We start from the raw sequence: 17,400 nt of genomic DNA on the forward strand, positions 1-17,400 counted from the left end.
CTGGCAGCCGCGCGTGCCCGACTCTCCTGACCGCTCCTTGCGGACACACCCGGCCCCGCGTGAGACAACGGACCGAGCTGACACCGCCACTGCACCCGCGCACCACGCGCGGACTCCGTCACCCGTGTGGAAGCCCTCCTCTTCATCCGCATGGCACCCGCGCACACTCCGGTCTCCGGACTCACGTGGCGAACACACGCGGCCCCGCGTGAACAACGAACCGGGTTGGCACCGTCACGGCACCCACGCGTAGCACTCACGGCCCCCTGGTCACTCGGGGACACTCCTGTCCCTGGTGGCAGCCCACGCACGGCACGAACCGCACCAGCGGGTACACACGGCTCCTCGGTCACCAGGAACCGCGCGTACCGTGACCGGGCGTCGGCCGGGGCTCCCCTACCCCCTACACGGTGACGGGACCGGGCGGACCGTCCGCCCGCAGGCGCCCGGTCGCGTCCTCGGCCGCCCAGTGGCAGGCCACCCGCCGCTCGGCGCCGCCGCCCAGGACCGCCGGGTCCACCGTGGTGCACAGGTCGGCCACCCCGGCCCGCTCGGCCTCGCCCGAGGCCAGCACCGGGCAGCGCGGGTGGAACCGGCAGCCCGTCGGCACCTGCTTGGGGTCCGGCGGCTCGCCGGAGAGCACCACGGGCCCCTCCTCCGCCCCGGAGTCGGGCAGGACCGACAGCAGCGCCCGCGTGTACGGGTGGGCGGGAGCGGACAGGACCTCCTCCACGGTGCCGAGCTCCACCACGCGCCCGAGGTACATCACGGCGACCCGGTCCGCGATGTTCCACGCCAGCCCGAGGTCGTGCGTGGCCACCAGCGCGGACAGGCCCAGTTCGTCGCGCAACTCCAGCAGCAGCCGCAGGATCTCGCCGCGTACCGACGCGTCCAGGGACGCCACCGGCTCGTCGGCCACCAGCACCTCGGGGTCCAGGACCAGCGCCCCGGCGATCACCACGCGCTGGCGCTGGCCGCCGGAGAGCTCGTGCGGGTAGCGGGCGAAGAACCGCTCGGGCGGACGCAGCCCGGCCTGGGACAGGGCCCGGGAGACCCGTTCGGTCTCGTCGGCGGTCGTGCCCTCGTGGATGCGCAACCCCTCAACGACGGACTCGTAGACGGTGCGTCGGGGGTTGAGCGATCCCATCGGGTCCTGCTGAACGAGCTGGACCCGGCGCCGGTAGGAGCGCAGGTCACGCGAGCGGTAGCCCAGCGGCGCGCCCTCGAACAGGACCCGGCCGCCGGTGGGCCGCTCCAGCCCGAGCAGGGCCCGGGCGAGGGTGGTCTTGCCGCAGCCGGACTCCCCGACGAGGGCGACGATCTCCCCCGCCGCCACGTCGAGGTTGACGCCGTCAACGGCCCGGGCCGTGCCCCGGCCGCCGCCCGGGGCGGCCCCGGCGGGGAAGGCCACCCTCACGTCGTCGGCGCGCAGGATCGGCCCGGTGTCCTCCTTCGGTTCGGAAGGGGAGGCGGGCTGTCGTGAGTCGGTGTCGGCGCTCAACGGCTCGTCTCCTCGGTGTCGTGGGAACCGCTCGTGTCGTGGGAACCGCCGGCGTCGCCGTCTCCCGTGGCCCCGCCCCGGTCCGCCAGGCCCGGTCCCGTGCCCACGTGCACGCAGGCGGCGTGCCGGTCCGCGTGCCCGTCGCGGTCGGGACGGACCGGCCACAGCGGAGGATCGACGGAGGCGCACACCGTCTCCGCCACGGCACAGCGCGTCCGGAACACACAGCCCGAGGGCGGGTCGGCCGGATCGGGCGGGTCGCCGGGCAGACCCCGGGGTGCCAGGCGCGAGGCCGGGTCACCGATCTTCGGGAAGGCCGCGCTGAGCGCGCTCGCGTAGGGGTGCGCCGGGGCGTGCACGACCTCGCGCGCGGGCCCCTGCTCGACGATCCGCCCCGCGTACATCACCGCGACCCGGTCACAGGTGGCCGCGAGGACGGACAGGTCGTGGCTGATCATCAGCATGCCGATCCCGGTCTCGTCCACCAGCCGTTCCAGCAGTCCCAGGATCTGCGCCTGGATCATCACGTCCAGGGCGGTGGTCGCCTCGTCCGCGATGATCAGGCGCGGCTCGCAGGCCAGCGCCATCGCGATCATCACCCGCTGGCGCTGACCGCCGGACAGCTGGTGGGGGTAGTCGCGTCGACGGGAGGCGGGCAGTCCCACCTGTTCGAGGAGCTCGGCCACGCGCGCGTCCACCCGGGCCGGTCGGACCAGTTCGTGGATGAGCAGCGGCTCGGCGATCTGGTCACCGATCCGCTTCACCGGGTTGAGCGAGTGCATGGCGCCCTGGAAGACCACCGAGGCGCCCACCCAGCGCACGGCGCGCAGGCGGCCCCACTTCATCCGGAGGACGTCCTCGCCCTCCAGCAGGATGCTTCCGGTGACCTTCGCGCTCGCGGGCAGCAGGCGCAGCAGCGCCAGGGCCACCGTGGACTTGCCGCTGCCGGACTCCCCCGCCACCCCGAGGGTGTCGCCGGGGTCCAGGGACAGGCTCACGCCGCGCACGGCGGGGACGTCGCCGCCGCTGCCGGAGTAGGTGACGCGCAGGTCGCTGACGTCGAGAAGGCTGGTCAACTCTGCCCCCTGAGCCGTGGGTTGATGACGGACTCGACCGCGCGTCCGCACAGGGTGAAGGAGAGCGCGACCACGGCGATGGCCAGGCCGGGCGGGACGATGTACCACCAGATACCGGCGCTGATCGCTCCGGCGGTCCGGGCCGCCTCCAGGATCCCGCCCCAGGAGATGGTGGTGGGGTCGCCCATGCCGAGGAAGGCCAGGGTGGACTCCGCGATGATGGAGGTGGCCACCAGCAGCGTGGTCTGGGCGAGCACCACCGGCATGACGTTGGGCAGCACGTGCCAGCCCATCACGTGCGCGTGGCCGCCGCCGAGGGCGCGGGCGCGCTCCACGAACGGGCGTGCCTCCACGGCCAGGGTCTGCGCGCGCACCAGGCGTGCGGTGGGCGGCCAGACGGTGAGGCCGATCGCGATGATGATGGTGCCGGTGCCGCGCGGCAGGACGGCGGCCAGCGCCACCGCCAGGACCAGGGTGGGCAGGACCAGGAACCAGTCGGTGACCCGCATGAGCACCGTGGACACGATCCGGCCGCCGACGCCGCCGGACGAGCCGAAGTGCCCGGCGGTGACGCCCACCAGGGTGCCGAGGGTGACCGACACGAACGTGGCCAGCAGGCCGACCGTCAGCGAGACCCGCGCGCCCCAGATCACCAGGTCGAGGATCGAGCGGCCGAAGTTGTCGGTTCCCAGGGGGAACTGCCAGCTCGGCGGCTCGTGGGACTCGCCGGGGGCGCCGGTGATGGTCAGGTGGGCCTGGTCGATGAACAGCGGGGCCGTCACGGCGAGCACGCCGATGGTGAGGAGCAGCCCCAGGCCGAGGAGCCCGGCCCGGTTGCGCGCGTACTCACGGGCGAAGCCGACCAGGGCCTCGCGGCGGCGTCTGCGGGCCAGCGCGCTCGGGGAGGGCGTCGGGACCGGCGGCGTACCGTCCGCCGACGGTCCGGCCGTCGCGGGTCCGGTGGGTGTGTTCATGGGCGCACCCTCGGGTCGAGCAGCGGATACACCAGGTCGGCCAGGAGGTTCATGAGGATCACCGAGGCCGCGAACACCACGAACAGCCCCTGGACGAGGCCGAGGTCGGGTACGCGCAGGCCGGAGTAGAAGAGCTGTCCGAGTCCGGGCCAGGAGAAGACCGTCTCCACGAGGATCACCCCGGAGACGACCTGCCCGAGGTTGAGGAAGATGAGTGTCACGGTCGGCAGCAGTGCGTTGGGCACGGCGTGCCTGCGGCGCACCAGGGCGTCGCGCAGTCCCTTGGCGCGGGCGGTGACCAGGTAGTCGGCGCCCTTCTCGTCCATCAGCGAGGAACGCATGATCATGAGGTACTGCGCGTAGATCACCGCGACCATGGTCAGGACCGGCAGCACCATGTGCCGGGCGGTGCTCAGCGCGGTCTCCACCGGGCCGCTGACGCCGGGCGAGACCATGCCGCCGGTCGGGAACAGGCCGGGCATGAACCCGCGTCCCGAGGCGAGCAGCACGATCAGCAGCAGGCCGAGCCAGAACGTGGGCACCGACCAGAAGAACAGCGCCACCGCCGTGTTGATCCGGTCCCCGCGTCCGCCCGGCCGCCACCCGGCGCGGGCGCCGAGGAACAGGCCGAGGAGCGCGGCGATGACCGTGCCGGTCCCGGCGAGCAGGATCGTCGGGCCCAGGCGTTCGAGGATGAGGTCGACCACCGGCTCCCGGTACTGGAAGGAGATCCCGAGGTCCATCCGGACCAGTCCGGCGGCGTAGTCGAGGAACTGCTGCCAGAGGGGCTGGTCGAGGCCGAACTGGCGGCGCAGCTCCTCGCGCTGTTCGGCGGAGACCTCGCGGCCCTCGGTCATGGCTCGGACGGGGTCGCCGGGCAGGATCCGGAAGAGGAAGAACCCGGCGACGATCACGGCGAACAGGGAGACCACGGCTGTGGTCAGGCGGCCGAGGACGTAGGTGGCCACGGGGGCCACGCGGCCGAACCCCGTGGGGCCCGCCGGGGCGGGGACGTCGGTGGTCCCCGCCCCGGTCGGTTCGTCCGCCTCGGTGGGCGTCATGGTCACTCGCGGTCCTCCACGGTGGAGCGTCGACGGAAGAAGACGAAGGCACCCGCGACCACCAGCACCAGCACGCCGGCGCCGATGCCGATGAGCGCCCCGGTGGACACGCCGGAGCCGCCTCCTGCGGCGCCTTCGGCGGGCTCGGCCGACCACCAGGCCCAGTAGCCGTCCTGGCCCCAGATGTTCCCGCCCTCGGCGGGCTCCAGCTGGAGGCTGGCGACGTGGTCGGTCCGGTAGGCCTCCATGATGTTCGGGTAGGTCAGGACGTTGACCACGGCCTCCCGGTACAGGACCTCCTGGAGCTGGTGGATGATCTCGGCGCGGGCCTCGCGGTCGTACTCGCCCAGTTGGGCGGCGTAGAGCTCGTCGTACTCCTCGTCACAGAAGTAGGCGTCGCCCTGCATGGTGCCGGGTTCGGTGGGCAGCGCGTCACAGGTGTGGATGCTGAACACGTAGTCCGGGTCCGGGTTGACCGTCCACCCGGTGAAGATGAGGTCGTACTCGGCGTCGTAGAGGGCGTCGCTCAGGATGCCGGGGTCGACGGTCTGGTTGTCGATCTCGATGCCGAGGTCCGCGAGTCGCTCGTCGATGACCTGTCCGGCCTGGACGTTGTCCGGCCGGTCGGCGTGGACGTGCATGCGCAGTTCGAGCCGGTCGCCGTCGGGCGAGACGCGTACGCCGTCGTCGCCCCGCTCGTACCCGGCCTCGTCGAGCATCGCGTTGGCGGCGTCCGGGTCGAAGTCGAGGATGGCCTCCTCGCCCTCGGGCGCCCAGTGGAAGTCGGTGTAGCGGGGCGGGACGTAGCCGCCCGCCGCGACGGCCTGGCCGTTGGCGCCCTGTTGGACGATCTCCTCGTTGTCGATGCCCATGACGATGGCCTGGCGCAGGGTGCGGTCCTTCAGCGCCGGGTGCCCGTCACCGAACTCCTCGCCGTCCTGGGTGACGGCGCCGGGGTTGATGCTGAAGGCCTGGAACCGCTTGCCGTCCGCGATGTTGACGGCGACGTTGTCCAGCGTCTCCAGGGAGGTGATCTGGGCGTCGGTGAGCTCGTAGACGAAGGAGACCTCGCCGCTGCGCAGCGCCTCGACGGCGGCGTCCTTCTCCGAGTAGTAGCGGAAGTACAGCTCGTCGAAGCCGGGTGCTCCCCGCCAGTGGTCGGGGTTGGCCGCCAGGCGGATGTGCTCGCCGCGCGCGTGCTCGGTGAGGACGAAGGGGCCGCTGCCGACGGTGGGGAGGTCGTCGCCGGTGTAGTCGGAGAAGGCCTCGCCCTCCTCCTCGATGATCGGCTCCCAGACGTGCCGGGGGACGATCGGCACGCGCAGGGACTCCATGGTGGCCTGCGGCTCGTCCAGCTGGATGACGACGGTCGTGTCGTCCTCGGCCGTGACGCTCTCGAACCCGGAGACGTAGTTGCCGTTGGCGACGGCGGCGGCGTCGTTCTCCATCATCGTGGTGAACGTCCACGCCACGTCGTCGGCGGTGAGCTGTTCGCCGTCGCTGAAGAGGGCGTCGTCACGGAGGTTGAAGGTCCAGGTGAGGCCGTCGTCGGAGGTCTCCCAGCTCTCCGCGAGCGAGGGGGCGGGCTCTCCGGTCTCGGGGTCCACGGTGGTGAGGCTGTCGTAGACGTGCCGGAGGATGTTCGTGGTGACCGCGAGCTGCGCGGTGAAGGGGTTGAAGGAGTCCACCTGCTGGGCGATGGCGACGGTGAGGGTGTTGCCGCTCGCCTCGTCGGCGGCCGCGGGGGCCACCGTGAGACTTCCGAGGAGAAGGAGCGCGCTGCCGGACGCCGCCGTCCGCCGGAGAAGGGTGCCGGAGGGAGGATGGTGGGTTTTCATAACGGCCCCTGTCAGGTTTCGTGGGGTTGGTGGCATGGCCACCTGGGGGTTGTTGGTTGTCTACCAACTTGGCGCGATGAGCGTCAACGATCTCCGAGGTGAGGCGGGATATCGCAACGCATTCGACTCCTGTGTCAGGAGCGTTCGTGTTTCCTGAGGATGAAGTGGCTTTTGTTCCCTGTCCGAAACCGGTCTCTGATTCGCGGCGATTGGCAGACTCCGCTACGGTTCCCGCCATGATGGGGCACTCGCACGCACTCAGTGGCGTGGTCGGCTGGATGGCGGTCGTACCGCTGGTCCAGGGCACGGAATTCCTTGGACTCAGTTTCGACCTGGGCCCCGGTGAGATCATCGCCGGATCCCTGGTGTGCGCGGGCGCGGCCCTGCTGCCGGACGTGGACCACAAGAGCGCGACGGTGACCAAGACCTACGGCAAGGCCACCGAGATCCTGAGTGACATCCTCAACTGGGCCTTCGGCGGGCACCGGATGGGCACCCACTCGTTCTTCTTCGCGGTCCTCATGGGCGTCCTGGTCCAGGCACTGGCCCTGTGGTCGGAACTGGCCGTGCAGATCTTCGTGTTCCTGCTGGTCGGAATCGCTCTCCAGGGGCTGGGATTCGGCATGGACAAGAACCGGACGGCCTCGGGGATCATCAACGCGTTGGGAACGGCGGCGATCACCCTCACCCTGTTCTCGGTGGGTGTGAACTACACGTGGCTGGGTCTGGCGGTGGCCTTCGGCATCGTCCTGCACTTCTTCGGGGACATGATCACCAAGATGGGCGTGCCGATCTTCTGGCCGTTCTGGAAGAAGCGCATCGGCCAGGGCCAGGGCTTCGTCACCAACGGCCCGGTGGAGCAGAAGGTGGTCACCCCGCTGCTCACCATCGGCGTCATCATCGGCTCGGTGTACCTGTTCGACTGGCCCACCCTGCTCCCCGACCACTAGTCGCGGCCGCCGCGGGCGGGCCGACACCCGCCGCGCTCGCACGCGGGCGGGACGCTTGGCCGGAGCGGCGGAGCCTTCTAGGGTTGCGGGCGTGACTCGAACCACAGAGGGCATCAGCCCCGAACTGCACGCCTACCTCGTCGCCCACAGTCAGCCGGTGGACCCGGTCCTGTCGGACCTGGCCGCCGAGACCGCCGAGCTGTTCCCCGAGTCCCAGGGGATGCAGATCGGCCCCGAACAGGGCGTCTTCTCCACCCTCCTCACCCGGCTGTCGGGGGCGCGGAACGCGGTGGAGATCGGCACCTTCACCGGGTACTCCTCTATCTGCTTCGCCCGGGGCCTGCCCGAGGACGGCACCCTGCTCGCGCTGGACATCAGCGAGGAGTGGACGTCGGTGGCCAGAAGGTACTGGGAGCGGGCCGGGGTCGCGCGGAAGATCACCCTGCGGATCGGTCCGGCGCTGGACTCTCTGCGGGAACTGCCGAGGGAACCCCAGTTCGACCTGGCCTTCCTGGACGCGGACAAGACCGGCTACGTGGACTACTGGGAGGAACTGGTCCCCCGCATGCGCCCCGGCGGGCTGCTGTTGGCCGACAACACCCTGTCCCACGGGCGGGTGGTGGACCCCGAGCAGACCGCCCCGCACGTCCAGGGCATCCGTGACTTCAACGACAGGCTCGTCGCGGACGACCGCGTCGAACAGGTCCTGCTCCCCATCGGAGACGGCCTGACACTGGCCCGCAGGCTCTGAGCCCTCCGCTCCGCCCACCGGAGTTGTCCACAGGCCACACGGTTCTCCCGGCGGGGAGGGAGTGATCTTGGGTAATGTCCAGTTCCATGCGCCTGCTGCACACTTCGGACTGGCACCTGGGTCGCTCCTTCCACCGGGAGAACCTCGTCGACGCCCAGGCCGCCTTCCTCGACCACCTCGTCGACGCCATCCACGCGGAACGGATCGACGTCGTGGTGGTCGCCGGTGACCTCTACGACCGCGCCCTGCCGCCGGTCGACGCCGTGCGCCTGTTCGACCGCGCCCTCGGCCGCATCCGGGAGACCGGGGCCAGAGCGGTGCTGATCAGCGGCAACCACGACTCCATGGCGCGGATGTCCTTCGCCACCGACCTGATCGACGCCTCCGGGGTACACCTGCGCAGTTCCCTGGACGGGATCGGCACCCCCGTGGTGATCGAGGACGAGCACGGCCCGGTGGCCTTCTACGGCATCCCCTACCTGGAACCGGAGATCGCCCGCCACCACTGGGACCTGCCCGAACGCGGTCACCCTGCGGCGATCGGCCACGCGATGGACCTGGTCAGGGCCGATCTCGCCCAGCGTCCGGGCACCCGCTCCGTGGTGCTCTCGCACGCCTTCGTCACCGGCGGGGAGCCCTCCGACAGCGAGCGCGACATCTCCGTGGGCGGCGCCTCGCACGTGCCCGCCTCGGTCTACGACGGTGTGGACTACGTGGCCCTGGGCCACCTGCACGGCCGCCAGGCCATCACGCCGTCGGTGCGCTACCCGGGCAGCCCGCTGGCCTACTCCTTCTCCGAGGAGCACCACCGCAAGGGGTTCTGGTTGGTGGACCTGGACTCGGACGGCTTCGCCGGGGCGGAGTTCGCCGACGCCCCGGTCCCCCGGCCGCTCTCCCGTGTCAGGGGCCGCCTCGACGACCTGCTCACCGATGACCGGTGGGAGCGCCACACCGGGCACTGGCTCCACGTCACCCTCACCGACCCCCGGCGCCCCGCCCAGCCCATGGACCGGCTCCGCGAACGCTTCCCGCACACCCTGATGCTGGAGTTCGACCCCGACGACGGGGACGCGGAGCGGCGGCCGGTCACCGTCGCCGTCGCGGACCGGCCCGAACGCGAGGTGGTCGCGGACTTCGTCGAGTGGGCTCGGGGCAGTGCCGCGACCCCGGAGGAACGCGCGCTGGTGGACCGCGCGGTCGAAGAGGTCCGCGTCCAGGAAGGGACTCGCTAGATGCGGCTGCACACCCTCACCATGACCGCCTTCGGGCCCTTCGCCGGAACCGAGACGGTCGACTTCGACCGGCTCGGCGGGGGCGGGCTGTTCCTGATCCACGGGCCCACGGGCGCGGGCAAGACCTCCGTGCTGGACGCGGTCTGCTTCGCGCTCTACGGCGACGTGCCCGGTGCGCGCGGCAAGGACCGCTCCCCCAGGAGCGACCACGCCGCGCCCGGGGTCCGGCCGGAGGTCACCCTGGAGTTCACCGTCCGGGGTCGCCGCGTGCGGATCGAGCGCAACCCGCGGTGGGAGCGGCCCAAGAAGCGCGGAAGCGGCACCGTCACGGAGAACCAGAAGGTGCGCGTCCTCGACTGGCGGGGCGACCGCTGGGAGGGCGTGACCACCCGCCCGGACGAGGCCGGGCAGTTCGTGGGAGACCTGGTCGGGCTCACCATCACCCAGTTCTGCCAGATCGTCATGCTGCCCCAGGGCGACTTCGCCCGGTTCCTGCGGGCCAAGTCCGACGACCGGCGCAAGTCCCTGGAGCGCATCTTCAACACCCGGGTGTTCCGGGACGTGGAGGAGTGGTTCGGAGGGCACGCCCGGAAGCTGGAGCGCGAGGTGCGCGCCGCCGACGAGCGGGTGCGGGCGGTCTCCGGAAGGATCGCGGAGGTCGGTGGGTCCGCCGCCCCGCAGGACCCGGAGGAGCTCACCGCCTGGGCCGCCGAGTTGGCCTCGGTACAGGCCGCCACCGCCCGCGACGCGGAGGCGGTCACCGCCGGGTTCACGCGGGCCCGGGACGAGGCCAGGGAGGCCCTGGCCGCCGGTCGCGAGCTGCTCTCCCGCAGGGAAAGGCTGGCCGGCGCCCGGGAGCACCGCGCCCACCTGGCCGAACGGCGCGAGTGGCGGACCGGGATCGACACCCGGCTGGCCGCCGCCGAGCGGGCCGACGCGGTGCTGCCGTCGCTGCGCGCCCGCGACCACCGCCGCACCGAACTGGACAAGGCCGAGCTGGCCGTCACCGACCGCCTGGCCCTGGTCAGCGGGATCACGGACGTCGACGCCGCCGAACTCGCGGACCTCAGCACCGGTCTTCCCGCCACGCTGCGAGCCGCCGAGAGGTCCCGCCACGACGAGCTCGCCCGCCTGGACCACCTGCGCGGGGACGCCGAACGCCGCCGTTCCCTCCAGCGCGACCTGGCCGGGCTCGACCGGCGGATCGCCACCGTGCGCACCGAGGCGGTCCGGGCCCGCGAACGGGTGACGGCGCTGCCCGCCCGGGTCGGGACCATCACCGAGGAGCTGCGCCGGGCCCAGGAGCAGTCCGGGCTCACCGACCCCGCGAAGGCCGCCCTCGACCTGGCCGAACGGCGCCGCACGGCCGCCGAGGAGCACCGGCGCCTGGCGGACGGGGTGGAGCGGGCCGAGGAGGAGCGGCGGCGCGCGGTCGACACCGCCCAGGCCGCCCGCGACCGGTCCCAGGACCTGCGGGAGCGGCGGATCGCGCACATGGCCGCCGAGCTCGCCGCCGACCTGGCCGACGGCACGCCCTGCACGGTGTGCGGGTCCACCGAGCACCCCTCTCCCGCCGAACCGAGCGCGCTGGGGCTGGTCTCGGCTGAGGAGGAGCGGGCCGCCCAGCAGACCGCGGACACCGCCGCCGCCCGGCGCACCGAGGCGGAGAACACCCTGGTGGCGCTGCGGGAGCGGCACACGGCCGCCGCCGAGCGGGCCGAGGGCCGCACCGTGGAGGCCGCCGCCGAGGAGGTGACCGCCCGCAAACGGGAACTGGCCGACGCCCGCGCCGCCGCCCGTGAGCTGCACCGGCTGGAGGAGGAGCTGGCCCAGGCCACGGCGGACCTGGAGCGGGCCCGCCAGCGCGAGGGCGAGCTGGTGCGCGAGGAGAGCGAACTGGCCGCCCGCCGCGAGGAGGGCACCAGAGAACACGAGCGGTTGACCGCGTTGCTGGACCGGGCACGCGGTGAGGACGCCGGACTGGCCGAGCGGATCGCCCGCCTGCGCGGCGAGGCCGAGGTGCTGCGCGACGCGGCCGACGCCGTCGAGCTGCGTGGCCGGGCCGCCGAGGAGCTGCGCACCGCCGTCACCGAGGCCGGGCGGTCCCTGGCCGAGGTGGGCTTCGAGGACGAGGCCCAGGTGGTGGCGGCGGCCCTGGACGAGCGCGGACGCGCGGACCTCAGGTCCCGGGCGCGCGACTTCGACGACCAGTGGGCGGCGGTCGAGGCCCGGCTGGCCGACCCGGAGCTGGCCGCCGCCGAGCTCGCCCCGGCACCGGACCCCACGGCCCTGGAGTCGGCCGCGCAGACCGCCGACCGGGCCGCGGACCGGGCGGTGGCCTGGCAGGGGATGCTCTCCGACCGGGCCCGCCGCCTGGCGACCCTGCGCGCGGAACTCGATGGACAGCTGTCCGGTTCGGAGCCCGTCCTGCGCCGCTACGCGGTGGCTCAGGGGCTGAGCACCCTGGCGGCGGGTACCTCGCCGGACAACACCGACAGCGTCCGGCTGTCCGCCTACGTACTGGCGGCCCGCCTGGAACAGGTGGTGGAGGCGGCCAACCACCGGTTGCTGACCATGTCGGACGGCCGCTACGAGCTGCGCTACACGGTGGACAAGGCGGCGGGCGACGGCAGGGCCCGTTCCGCCGGGGGTCTGGGCATGCGTGTGGTGGACGCCTGGACGGGGGTGGAGCGAGACCCGGCGACGCTCTCCGGCGGGGAGACCTTCTTCAGTTCCCTCGCCCTGGCGTTGGGCCTGGGTGACGTGGCCACCACCGAGGCGGGTGGGACGGAGATCGACACCCTCTTCGTGGATGAAGGCTTCGGGACCCTGGACGAGGACACCCTGGAGGAGGTCCTGGACGTACTGGACCGGCTTCGTGACGGCGGGCGTGCCGTCGGGGTGGTGAGCCACGTCGCGGACCTCCGCCAACGCGTCACGACCCGTCTCCGTGTCGTGAAGGCCGCTGGCGGGTCCAGACTGGAGCACCACGGCTGAGCCCACCCCGGGTTGGGGCCGCTGCCGGTCGGTGCGACAATGACCAGCGTGAATTCGCTGGTCAACATCGCCGTGTTCGGAATCGGGGGCGCCATCATGGTGGCGGCCCTGATCGGTCTTCTCCTCGTGGTCTCAGGGAGCGCGCGCGGGTCCTCGCCCCGGTTGCTCACCGCCTTCGGTGCCGCATCGGTGCTGCTGCTGGTGATGCTTCCGTCGCTGGCCGCGTTCAACGTGATGTCCGGCGGCGGTGGTTTCTGGGTGGGCTTCGCCTCCGCGAGCGTGGTGGCCGCCGTGATGTACGCGGTCAACGTCGCCCTCCTGCCCGTCCTGGCGCGCCGTCAGGCCATGGTCAGCGGGCGCACCGGTCTGGGTGACCTGCGCCCGTCGGCCTCGGTGCTGCTCGGCGGGCTGGTGATCTGTCTGGGCGTGGGTCTGCTGGTCACGGGTGTGACCGCCTTCGTCGTCTGACCGTTTCCGGCCACACGCGCCACTTCCGAGACGCCGCTCTGTAGCTTCGTGCCGGGGCCCCACCGGGTCCCGGCACCCTGCGAACGGAGCGGCGTATGCGTGCACGGGCCGCCGTGGTGGCGGCGCTTCTGCTCAGTGGATGCGCGGTGGAGCTGGAGGAGCGCGACTCCATCCGGCAGTTCGAGGTGGCCGCGCTGGACCCCACCCACACGCACCCCTGTGCTTTGCTCCCCGATGCCGCCGCCGTCGAACTCGGCATCCTGGACCAGGAGGGCGAGGGCAGCCCCCAGTCCGACGCGAACTGCTTCTACACGAACCGGGTTGATGCCAGCGTGGACCTCCGCGTGGAGGTTCATGAGGAGAAGGACGCCGTCGAGGACACCGTTGCCGCTGCTTTCTCTGAGGCCGACGACCAGGGGTTCGTCAGCGTGGAGGGGTATCCGGGCGTAACCACGGAGTTCCCGGACTCCTGCAACCTCACCGTGGCTGTTTCCGATGAGCACTCGTTCTACGTGCAGGTCAGCGCTGACGCGGCGTGTGAGGTGGCTGTCGAGGTGGCCCGCACCGCGATCACCAACTCCCAGGACACCTGATGCCGCGCCCCGCTATCTGTCATCCTGGGCCCAGGAGTGGATCAATTCAAAGGTCAAGCGGAGATAACGACCCACGTTTCCGCAGGTCGTGAACTGTGAGCCCCGCGCACGCGGGGATGGACCGGCAAACATGCTGCTCTTCATGATCATCATCGGGTGAGCCCCGCGCACGCGGGGATGGACCGGCCCTCAGGGGCTGAGCCTGCGGGGTGTCCTCGTGAGCCCCGCGCACGCGGGGATGGACCGGTGATTCTGGGTTTCACCTGTCCGGTGCTTTAGTCGAGCGAAGCGAGCCGAGAGCGAACCTCCTCGCCTGAACACATGGGATTCGTGAATGCACCCCGTGTGAGGCGAGACGTCGGTAGCCTCCGGGGAGCAGCGACGACAGCGTGAAACCGGGGGCCCACCGATGCGCGAGATCGAAACGAAGTACCGGGTACGGGACCTGGAGGCGCTACTGGTGGCGCTCAAGGAGGCCGGTGTGAGTGTGAGCGACCCCGTTCACCAGGACGACCTGGCGTACGCTCCCCGGGGCTGGGACCTCTCACAGGGCAAGCTGGGATTCACGTTCGCTCGGCTTCGCACCCAGGACGGAGAGCACGTCGTCACGACCAAGACGCCCATGGCCACTGCCATGGAGTGCATCGAGCATGAGACGACCGTCGGTGACCGAGAGGCGATGCACGGCGTTCTCATGAGCTTGGGCTACGTGCCCAGCGTGCGCATCGCCAAGACCCGCCGTGTCGGAACCGCGGGGCTGGTCTCCGTCTGCGTCGACGAGGTGGAGAAGGCCGGGGTCTTCCTGGAACTGGAGATCCTGGTCGATGACGACCGGGACGGCCGGGCCGCCCAGGAAGACCTCGACGCCTGGGCCCGCAACCTCGGGGTGAATCTGGAGCGCACCACCGACACCTACGACATCCTCGTGCGCCCCACCTCCTGATCTCATCTTCCGTACGGGACACATCAGCCTCCCGTGCTCGCCGGACGAAAAACGGATCGCCAGACCCCCACCTGACGCCCGCCGGGCACAATGCCGTTGGGCCCTCCCGCTCGGTGCGCGTGCGACCCGGGCGATCAGCGCCTGTGGGAGGTCTTCAGGTAGCTGAGGAACGACGGCTGCAACCCGGTGACGTGCGTCCCCTGCAACAGCGCCTTCGACAGCTGCTCCGAACGTCCCTTGGCGTGCAGCTGTTCCAGCGCCGTGAGAACGTGACGGGCCATCCCTCGGTAGAACGGAACATCTCCCAGCAGTTCGGCTTCGTTCAGCGTGACGTGCAGCCGTGGAGCGGACGCGTCCTCACCGAGTTCCGGCAGGGCGTCCACGAGGGCGAAGATCTGGCTGTCCGCGCTGGCCACACCCGGGCTGCCCGCGCCGACGCTCGTGAAGAGCCCCGTGTCGCGCAGCCACGCGTAGAGGGCGAAGAGACCTCCGTAGGAGTATCCGAAGAGGCCGTGCCCGGACTCACTGACCCGCAGCTTCGACCGCAGGTGAGGGTGGAGTTCGTCGGTCAGGAAGTCGAGGAAGAGGTCGGCGCGGCATTCCGCGAGCTCGGCGAGGTAGGCGTCCACCTCCTCCTGGGTCATCGCACCCGACTCGCGAGCTGACTCAAGGGTGGCCAGCATGGTGTCTCCGGCGGGTTCCCCGGGCGGCACGAGGTCGCGGTTGCGAACCTGCGCCCAGTTCGCGGCCTCCTCACCCGCGTACCCGATGCTGACCTGGATGTACGGGGCGATGGTCAGATACGGGTCCGACTGGGTGACGATGAGGGGCGCGGTCAGGCCGACGGTCCAGTTGCCGTCCAGCACGTAGATGAGCGGCAGGGGTTCCGTGGAGTCCGCGTAGCCGGGGGGTGTGGTCACCCAGACGGCGTAGCGGCGTCCTGACTTCGCGGTGACCTCCAGGTACTCCGTGTCCTGCAAGCAGCCGTGCAACAACTCGCTCATCGAGTCTCCCCCTTGATGTTGCGGCCGCCCTTGATGACGAGGGCGGCCAGGTCTGGATCAGCGAACACCCTGGGGCCGTGGAGGCGGGTCCTGCCGTCCGTCTCGCCTGGACCGAGGGTCCCGGAGTCGACGCCGGTGAACGACACCCGCGTCGGTCTCCAGAGGCCCCGTCGCAAGCCCCGCACCGCCGAACTCAACAGTGGTGAATTGGATGTGCGATAACGTACTCAACAGTGGTGAAACTGTCAACGGAGGCAACGTGAGAGCGCCGGTGGGGGAAGGGAAGCAGCGTCTTCTGGACGCGCTGTTCGACGAGTTCGGCCAGAACGGCCCCAGCCCGAACCTGTCGATGCGCCAGGTGGCGGAGCGGCTCGGCGTGCACCACACGTTGCTGACGTACCACTTCGGGTCGCGGCCGGGTTTGCTGCGTGCCGTGCTGTTGGAGGCGCGCCGCCGCGACAACCTGGTCATTGCCGCGACCGGCGACGAACTCGGGTTCGTGGCCCTGTGCAGGGCCGTGTGGAGCTTCTACTCGGACCCGGCGCACGAGGACCGGACCCACGCTTTCTTCCACCTGGTCGGGCTCGCGGTCTACGAGCGGGAAGCCTTCCAGGAGCTCGTCGTCGACATCGACCACCTGGAGCGTCTTCTCGAAGCGGCGGCGCTGCGCGACGGAGCCACGGAGACCGATGCCAGGCAGCAGAGCATCATCGCGACCGCATGCCTGCGAGGGCTGCTGCTGCAAAGGCTGCTGAGCCCGACCTCCGAGGTTGACGCTGCGGCCGAACGCTTCATCACCTCGCTTGCGGCGTTCGAGGGAGAAGGCCACACGCCGTCGACCGCCATGGGCCAAGGGCCGACCGGCCAGTAGGTCGGGCCACGATCGCACCGGCGAACGGGGCCGTTCACGGGGCACTCGGATGAATTGGCCTCGCGCTTCGGCTCAGCTCGCCGTCCTCCGCACGCCCGGTAGCAGTGGACCGGTGATGTCACGTACCTACGATCACTGACGCCGCAGAGTGCTGGCTGCCCCACAGGATCGGCACCACCCCGACTGCTCACTGTCGGTTGGGCCAGGTCACTTCGATCAGAGACGTACGGCCGCCACGAAAGCCTTCCACTCAGCAGCGGACGCTTCGAGATGACACAGGTTTCGGTTCTGTGTGTCGCGCACCGCTGCACCCTCCTCGGTGGCACGGGCCTCCACGCAGTTGGCACCGTTGGCGCTGTAGCTCGACTTTTGCCACTCGACCATCGGAATTCCTCCTCCTTCTTCCTCAGCAGGTCTAGCGTTGTGGCCGGAGAGCGGGCTCTAGTTGGCGCTCACCGTGTCGAGGGGCGCAGACCACTCATCGGCACCAAAGGTGAGGTGGCCGAGTTCCCTGTTCTGTGTGTCACGCACGGCAGCTCCACCCTGGTGCTCCCGGGCTTCTACGCAGTTCTGGGAACCTGAGCTGTAAGTCGACTTGCACCAGCCCGTCATCGGAATTCCTCCGCTTTCGTCCTCATCAAGTTCAGCGTTGCATCCAGGGAGCGAGCTCCCCGGATCCCAGTAGACCAGCAGCGACTTCTCGATCGCCTTGACCACAATCTCACCCTTTCAGGTACTTGCGGAAGAGCGAGTTCTTAGGCCATTGAGCACCGTGGCGATGAGGTAGATGGGGTGATTGTTGTGCACGATACTTTCAGGCCCTTTGGTCCTGGAGTTGCACTTCCTCTACAGGTAGCCTGAACAGGCACAACACGAACCGGACCTCGCCAATATCCCTGGCGAGGTCCGGTTCACTTCGCCTCAGAGGCGCACAGCCTCCACGAACGCCTTCCACTCAGGAGCAGGCGCCTCCAGGTGACCCAGGTTGCGGTTCTGGGTGTCGCGCACCGCAGCGCCCTGCTCGCTGGCACGAGCCTCTACGCAGTTGCCGCCGCCACCGTCGCTGTAGCTCGACTTGTGCCACTGATCAGTCATCATGTGATGCTGCCTCATATCTCTCCCAGCCATGGTCCCGACACTG

18 protein-coding genes are annotated in these 17,400 nt (G+C 70.6%); 8 read left to right on the top strand and 10 right to left on the bottom strand.

Going from position 1 to position 17,400, the window contains the following annotated elements:
* Positions 1-403 precede the first annotated feature (403 nt).
* Genes AC0VYL_RS19990 through AC0VYL_RS20010 form a run of 5 tightly spaced genes read right to left on the bottom strand, consistent with a single transcriptional unit; the run spans position 404 to position 6,450 of the window.
* Positions 404-1,501 carry an ABC transporter ATP-binding protein gene (locus AC0VYL_RS19990; protein ID WP_475454970.1) on the bottom strand — a complete coding sequence of 366 codons (1,098 nt, stop codon included), beginning with the start codon at positions 1,499-1,501 and terminating at the stop codon, positions 404-406.
* Positions 1,498-2,577 (bottom strand): ABC transporter ATP-binding protein, encoded by a 1,080-nt coding sequence (locus AC0VYL_RS19995; RefSeq protein ID WP_475481111.1) that lies wholly within the window; start codon positions 2,575-2,577, stop codon positions 1,498-1,500. The genes AC0VYL_RS19990 and AC0VYL_RS19995 overlap by 4 nt, the downstream gene beginning before the upstream one ends.
* Complete coding sequence (locus AC0VYL_RS20000) at positions 2,574-3,551, bottom strand: ABC transporter permease (protein ID WP_475454974.1); 978 nt, start codon at positions 3,549-3,551, stop codon at positions 2,574-2,576. Before AC0VYL_RS20000 ends, AC0VYL_RS19995 begins: the two co-directional genes overlap by 4 nt.
* Positions 3,548-4,618 carry an ABC transporter permease gene (locus AC0VYL_RS20005; RefSeq protein WP_475454976.1) on the bottom strand — a complete coding sequence of 357 codons (1,071 nt, stop codon included), beginning with the start codon at positions 4,616-4,618 and terminating at the stop codon, positions 3,548-3,550. Before AC0VYL_RS20005 ends, AC0VYL_RS20000 begins: the two co-directional genes overlap by 4 nt.
* On the bottom strand, positions 4,615-6,450 hold the full coding sequence (locus tag AC0VYL_RS20010; RefSeq protein ID WP_475454978.1) for an ABC transporter substrate-binding protein: 1,836 nt from the start codon (positions 6,448-6,450) through the stop codon (positions 4,615-4,617). Before AC0VYL_RS20010 ends, AC0VYL_RS20005 begins: the two co-directional genes overlap by 4 nt.
* 236 nt (positions 6,451-6,686) lie before the next feature.
* On the opposite strand from AC0VYL_RS20010, the gene AC0VYL_RS20015 reads away from it, so the two are divergent.
* The 7 genes from AC0VYL_RS20015 to AC0VYL_RS20045 all read left to right on the top strand — a co-directional run bounded on the left by AC0VYL_RS20015 (position 6,687) and on the right by AC0VYL_RS20045 (position 14,384).
* Positions 6,687-7,400, top strand: coding sequence for a metal-dependent hydrolase (locus tag AC0VYL_RS20015; protein WP_475454980.1), 714 nt, complete (start codon positions 6,687-6,689; stop codon positions 7,398-7,400).
* A gap of 91 nt (positions 7,401-7,491) precedes the next feature.
* On the top strand, positions 7,492-8,151 hold the full coding sequence (locus tag AC0VYL_RS20020; protein ID WP_475481112.1) for an O-methyltransferase: 660 nt from the start codon (positions 7,492-7,494) through the stop codon (positions 8,149-8,151).
* Between the two features lie 74 nt (positions 8,152-8,225).
* Complete coding sequence (locus tag AC0VYL_RS20025; protein WP_475481113.1) at positions 8,226-9,383, top strand: exonuclease SbcCD subunit D; 1,158 nt, start codon at positions 8,226-8,228, stop codon at positions 9,381-9,383.
* Positions 9,384-12,380 (top strand): AAA family ATPase, encoded by a 2,997-nt coding sequence (locus AC0VYL_RS20030; RefSeq protein ID WP_475481114.1) that lies wholly within the window; start codon positions 9,384-9,386, stop codon positions 12,378-12,380.
* A 39-nt stretch (positions 12,381-12,419) separates the two neighbouring features.
* On the top strand, positions 12,420-12,848 hold the full coding sequence (locus tag AC0VYL_RS20035; protein WP_475454988.1) for a hypothetical protein: 429 nt from the start codon (positions 12,420-12,422) through the stop codon (positions 12,846-12,848).
* Positions 12,849-12,994: 146 nt separating this feature from the next.
* The gene (locus AC0VYL_RS20040; protein ID WP_475481115.1) at positions 12,995-13,441 is read left to right on the top strand and encodes a DUF3558 family protein; all 447 of its coding nucleotides are present in this window, start codon (positions 12,995-12,997) and stop codon (positions 13,439-13,441) included.
* Positions 13,442-13,850: 409 nt separating this feature from the next.
* Positions 13,851-14,384 (top strand): class IV adenylate cyclase, encoded by a 534-nt coding sequence (locus AC0VYL_RS20045; RefSeq protein WP_475481116.1) that lies wholly within the window; start codon positions 13,851-13,853, stop codon positions 14,382-14,384.
* Between the two features lie 134 nt (positions 14,385-14,518).
* Here the strand turns inward: AC0VYL_RS20045 and AC0VYL_RS20050 are convergent, their stop codons facing one another.
* Entirely contained in the window at positions 14,519-15,388 is an 870-nt protein-coding gene (locus AC0VYL_RS20050; RefSeq protein ID WP_475481117.1) for an alpha/beta hydrolase, read from the bottom strand.
* Positions 15,385-15,534 (bottom strand): hypothetical protein, encoded by a 150-nt coding sequence (locus AC0VYL_RS20055; protein ID WP_475481118.1) that lies wholly within the window; start codon positions 15,532-15,534, stop codon positions 15,385-15,387. The genes AC0VYL_RS20050 and AC0VYL_RS20055 overlap by 4 nt, the downstream gene beginning before the upstream one ends.
* A gap of 113 nt (positions 15,535-15,647) precedes the next feature.
* On the opposite strand from AC0VYL_RS20055, the gene AC0VYL_RS20060 reads away from it, so the two are divergent.
* On the top strand, positions 15,648-16,259 hold the full coding sequence (locus AC0VYL_RS20060; protein WP_475481119.1) for a TetR/AcrR family transcriptional regulator: 612 nt from the start codon (positions 15,648-15,650) through the stop codon (positions 16,257-16,259).
* A 216-nt stretch (positions 16,260-16,475) separates the two neighbouring features.
* On the opposite strand, the gene AC0VYL_RS20065 is transcribed toward AC0VYL_RS20060, so the two are convergent.
* From AC0VYL_RS20065 to AC0VYL_RS20075, 3 genes are all read right to left on the bottom strand, one after another.
* Positions 16,476-16,643: a DUF397 domain-containing protein gene (locus AC0VYL_RS20065; protein WP_475454998.1), complete on the bottom strand. Its 168-nt coding sequence runs from the start codon at positions 16,641-16,643 to the stop codon at positions 16,476-16,478.
* A 57-nt stretch (positions 16,644-16,700) separates the two neighbouring features.
* Positions 16,701-16,871, bottom strand: coding sequence for a DUF397 domain-containing protein (locus AC0VYL_RS20070; RefSeq protein WP_475483547.1), 171 nt, complete (start codon positions 16,869-16,871; stop codon positions 16,701-16,703).
* Positions 16,872-17,180: 309 nt separating this feature from the next.
* Positions 17,181-17,357: a DUF397 domain-containing protein gene (locus AC0VYL_RS20075; RefSeq protein WP_475455002.1), complete on the bottom strand. Its 177-nt coding sequence runs from the start codon at positions 17,355-17,357 to the stop codon at positions 17,181-17,183.
* Positions 17,358-17,400: the final 43 nt, after the last annotated feature.

Source organism: Nocardiopsis sp. iso_238, assembly GCF_056173325.1.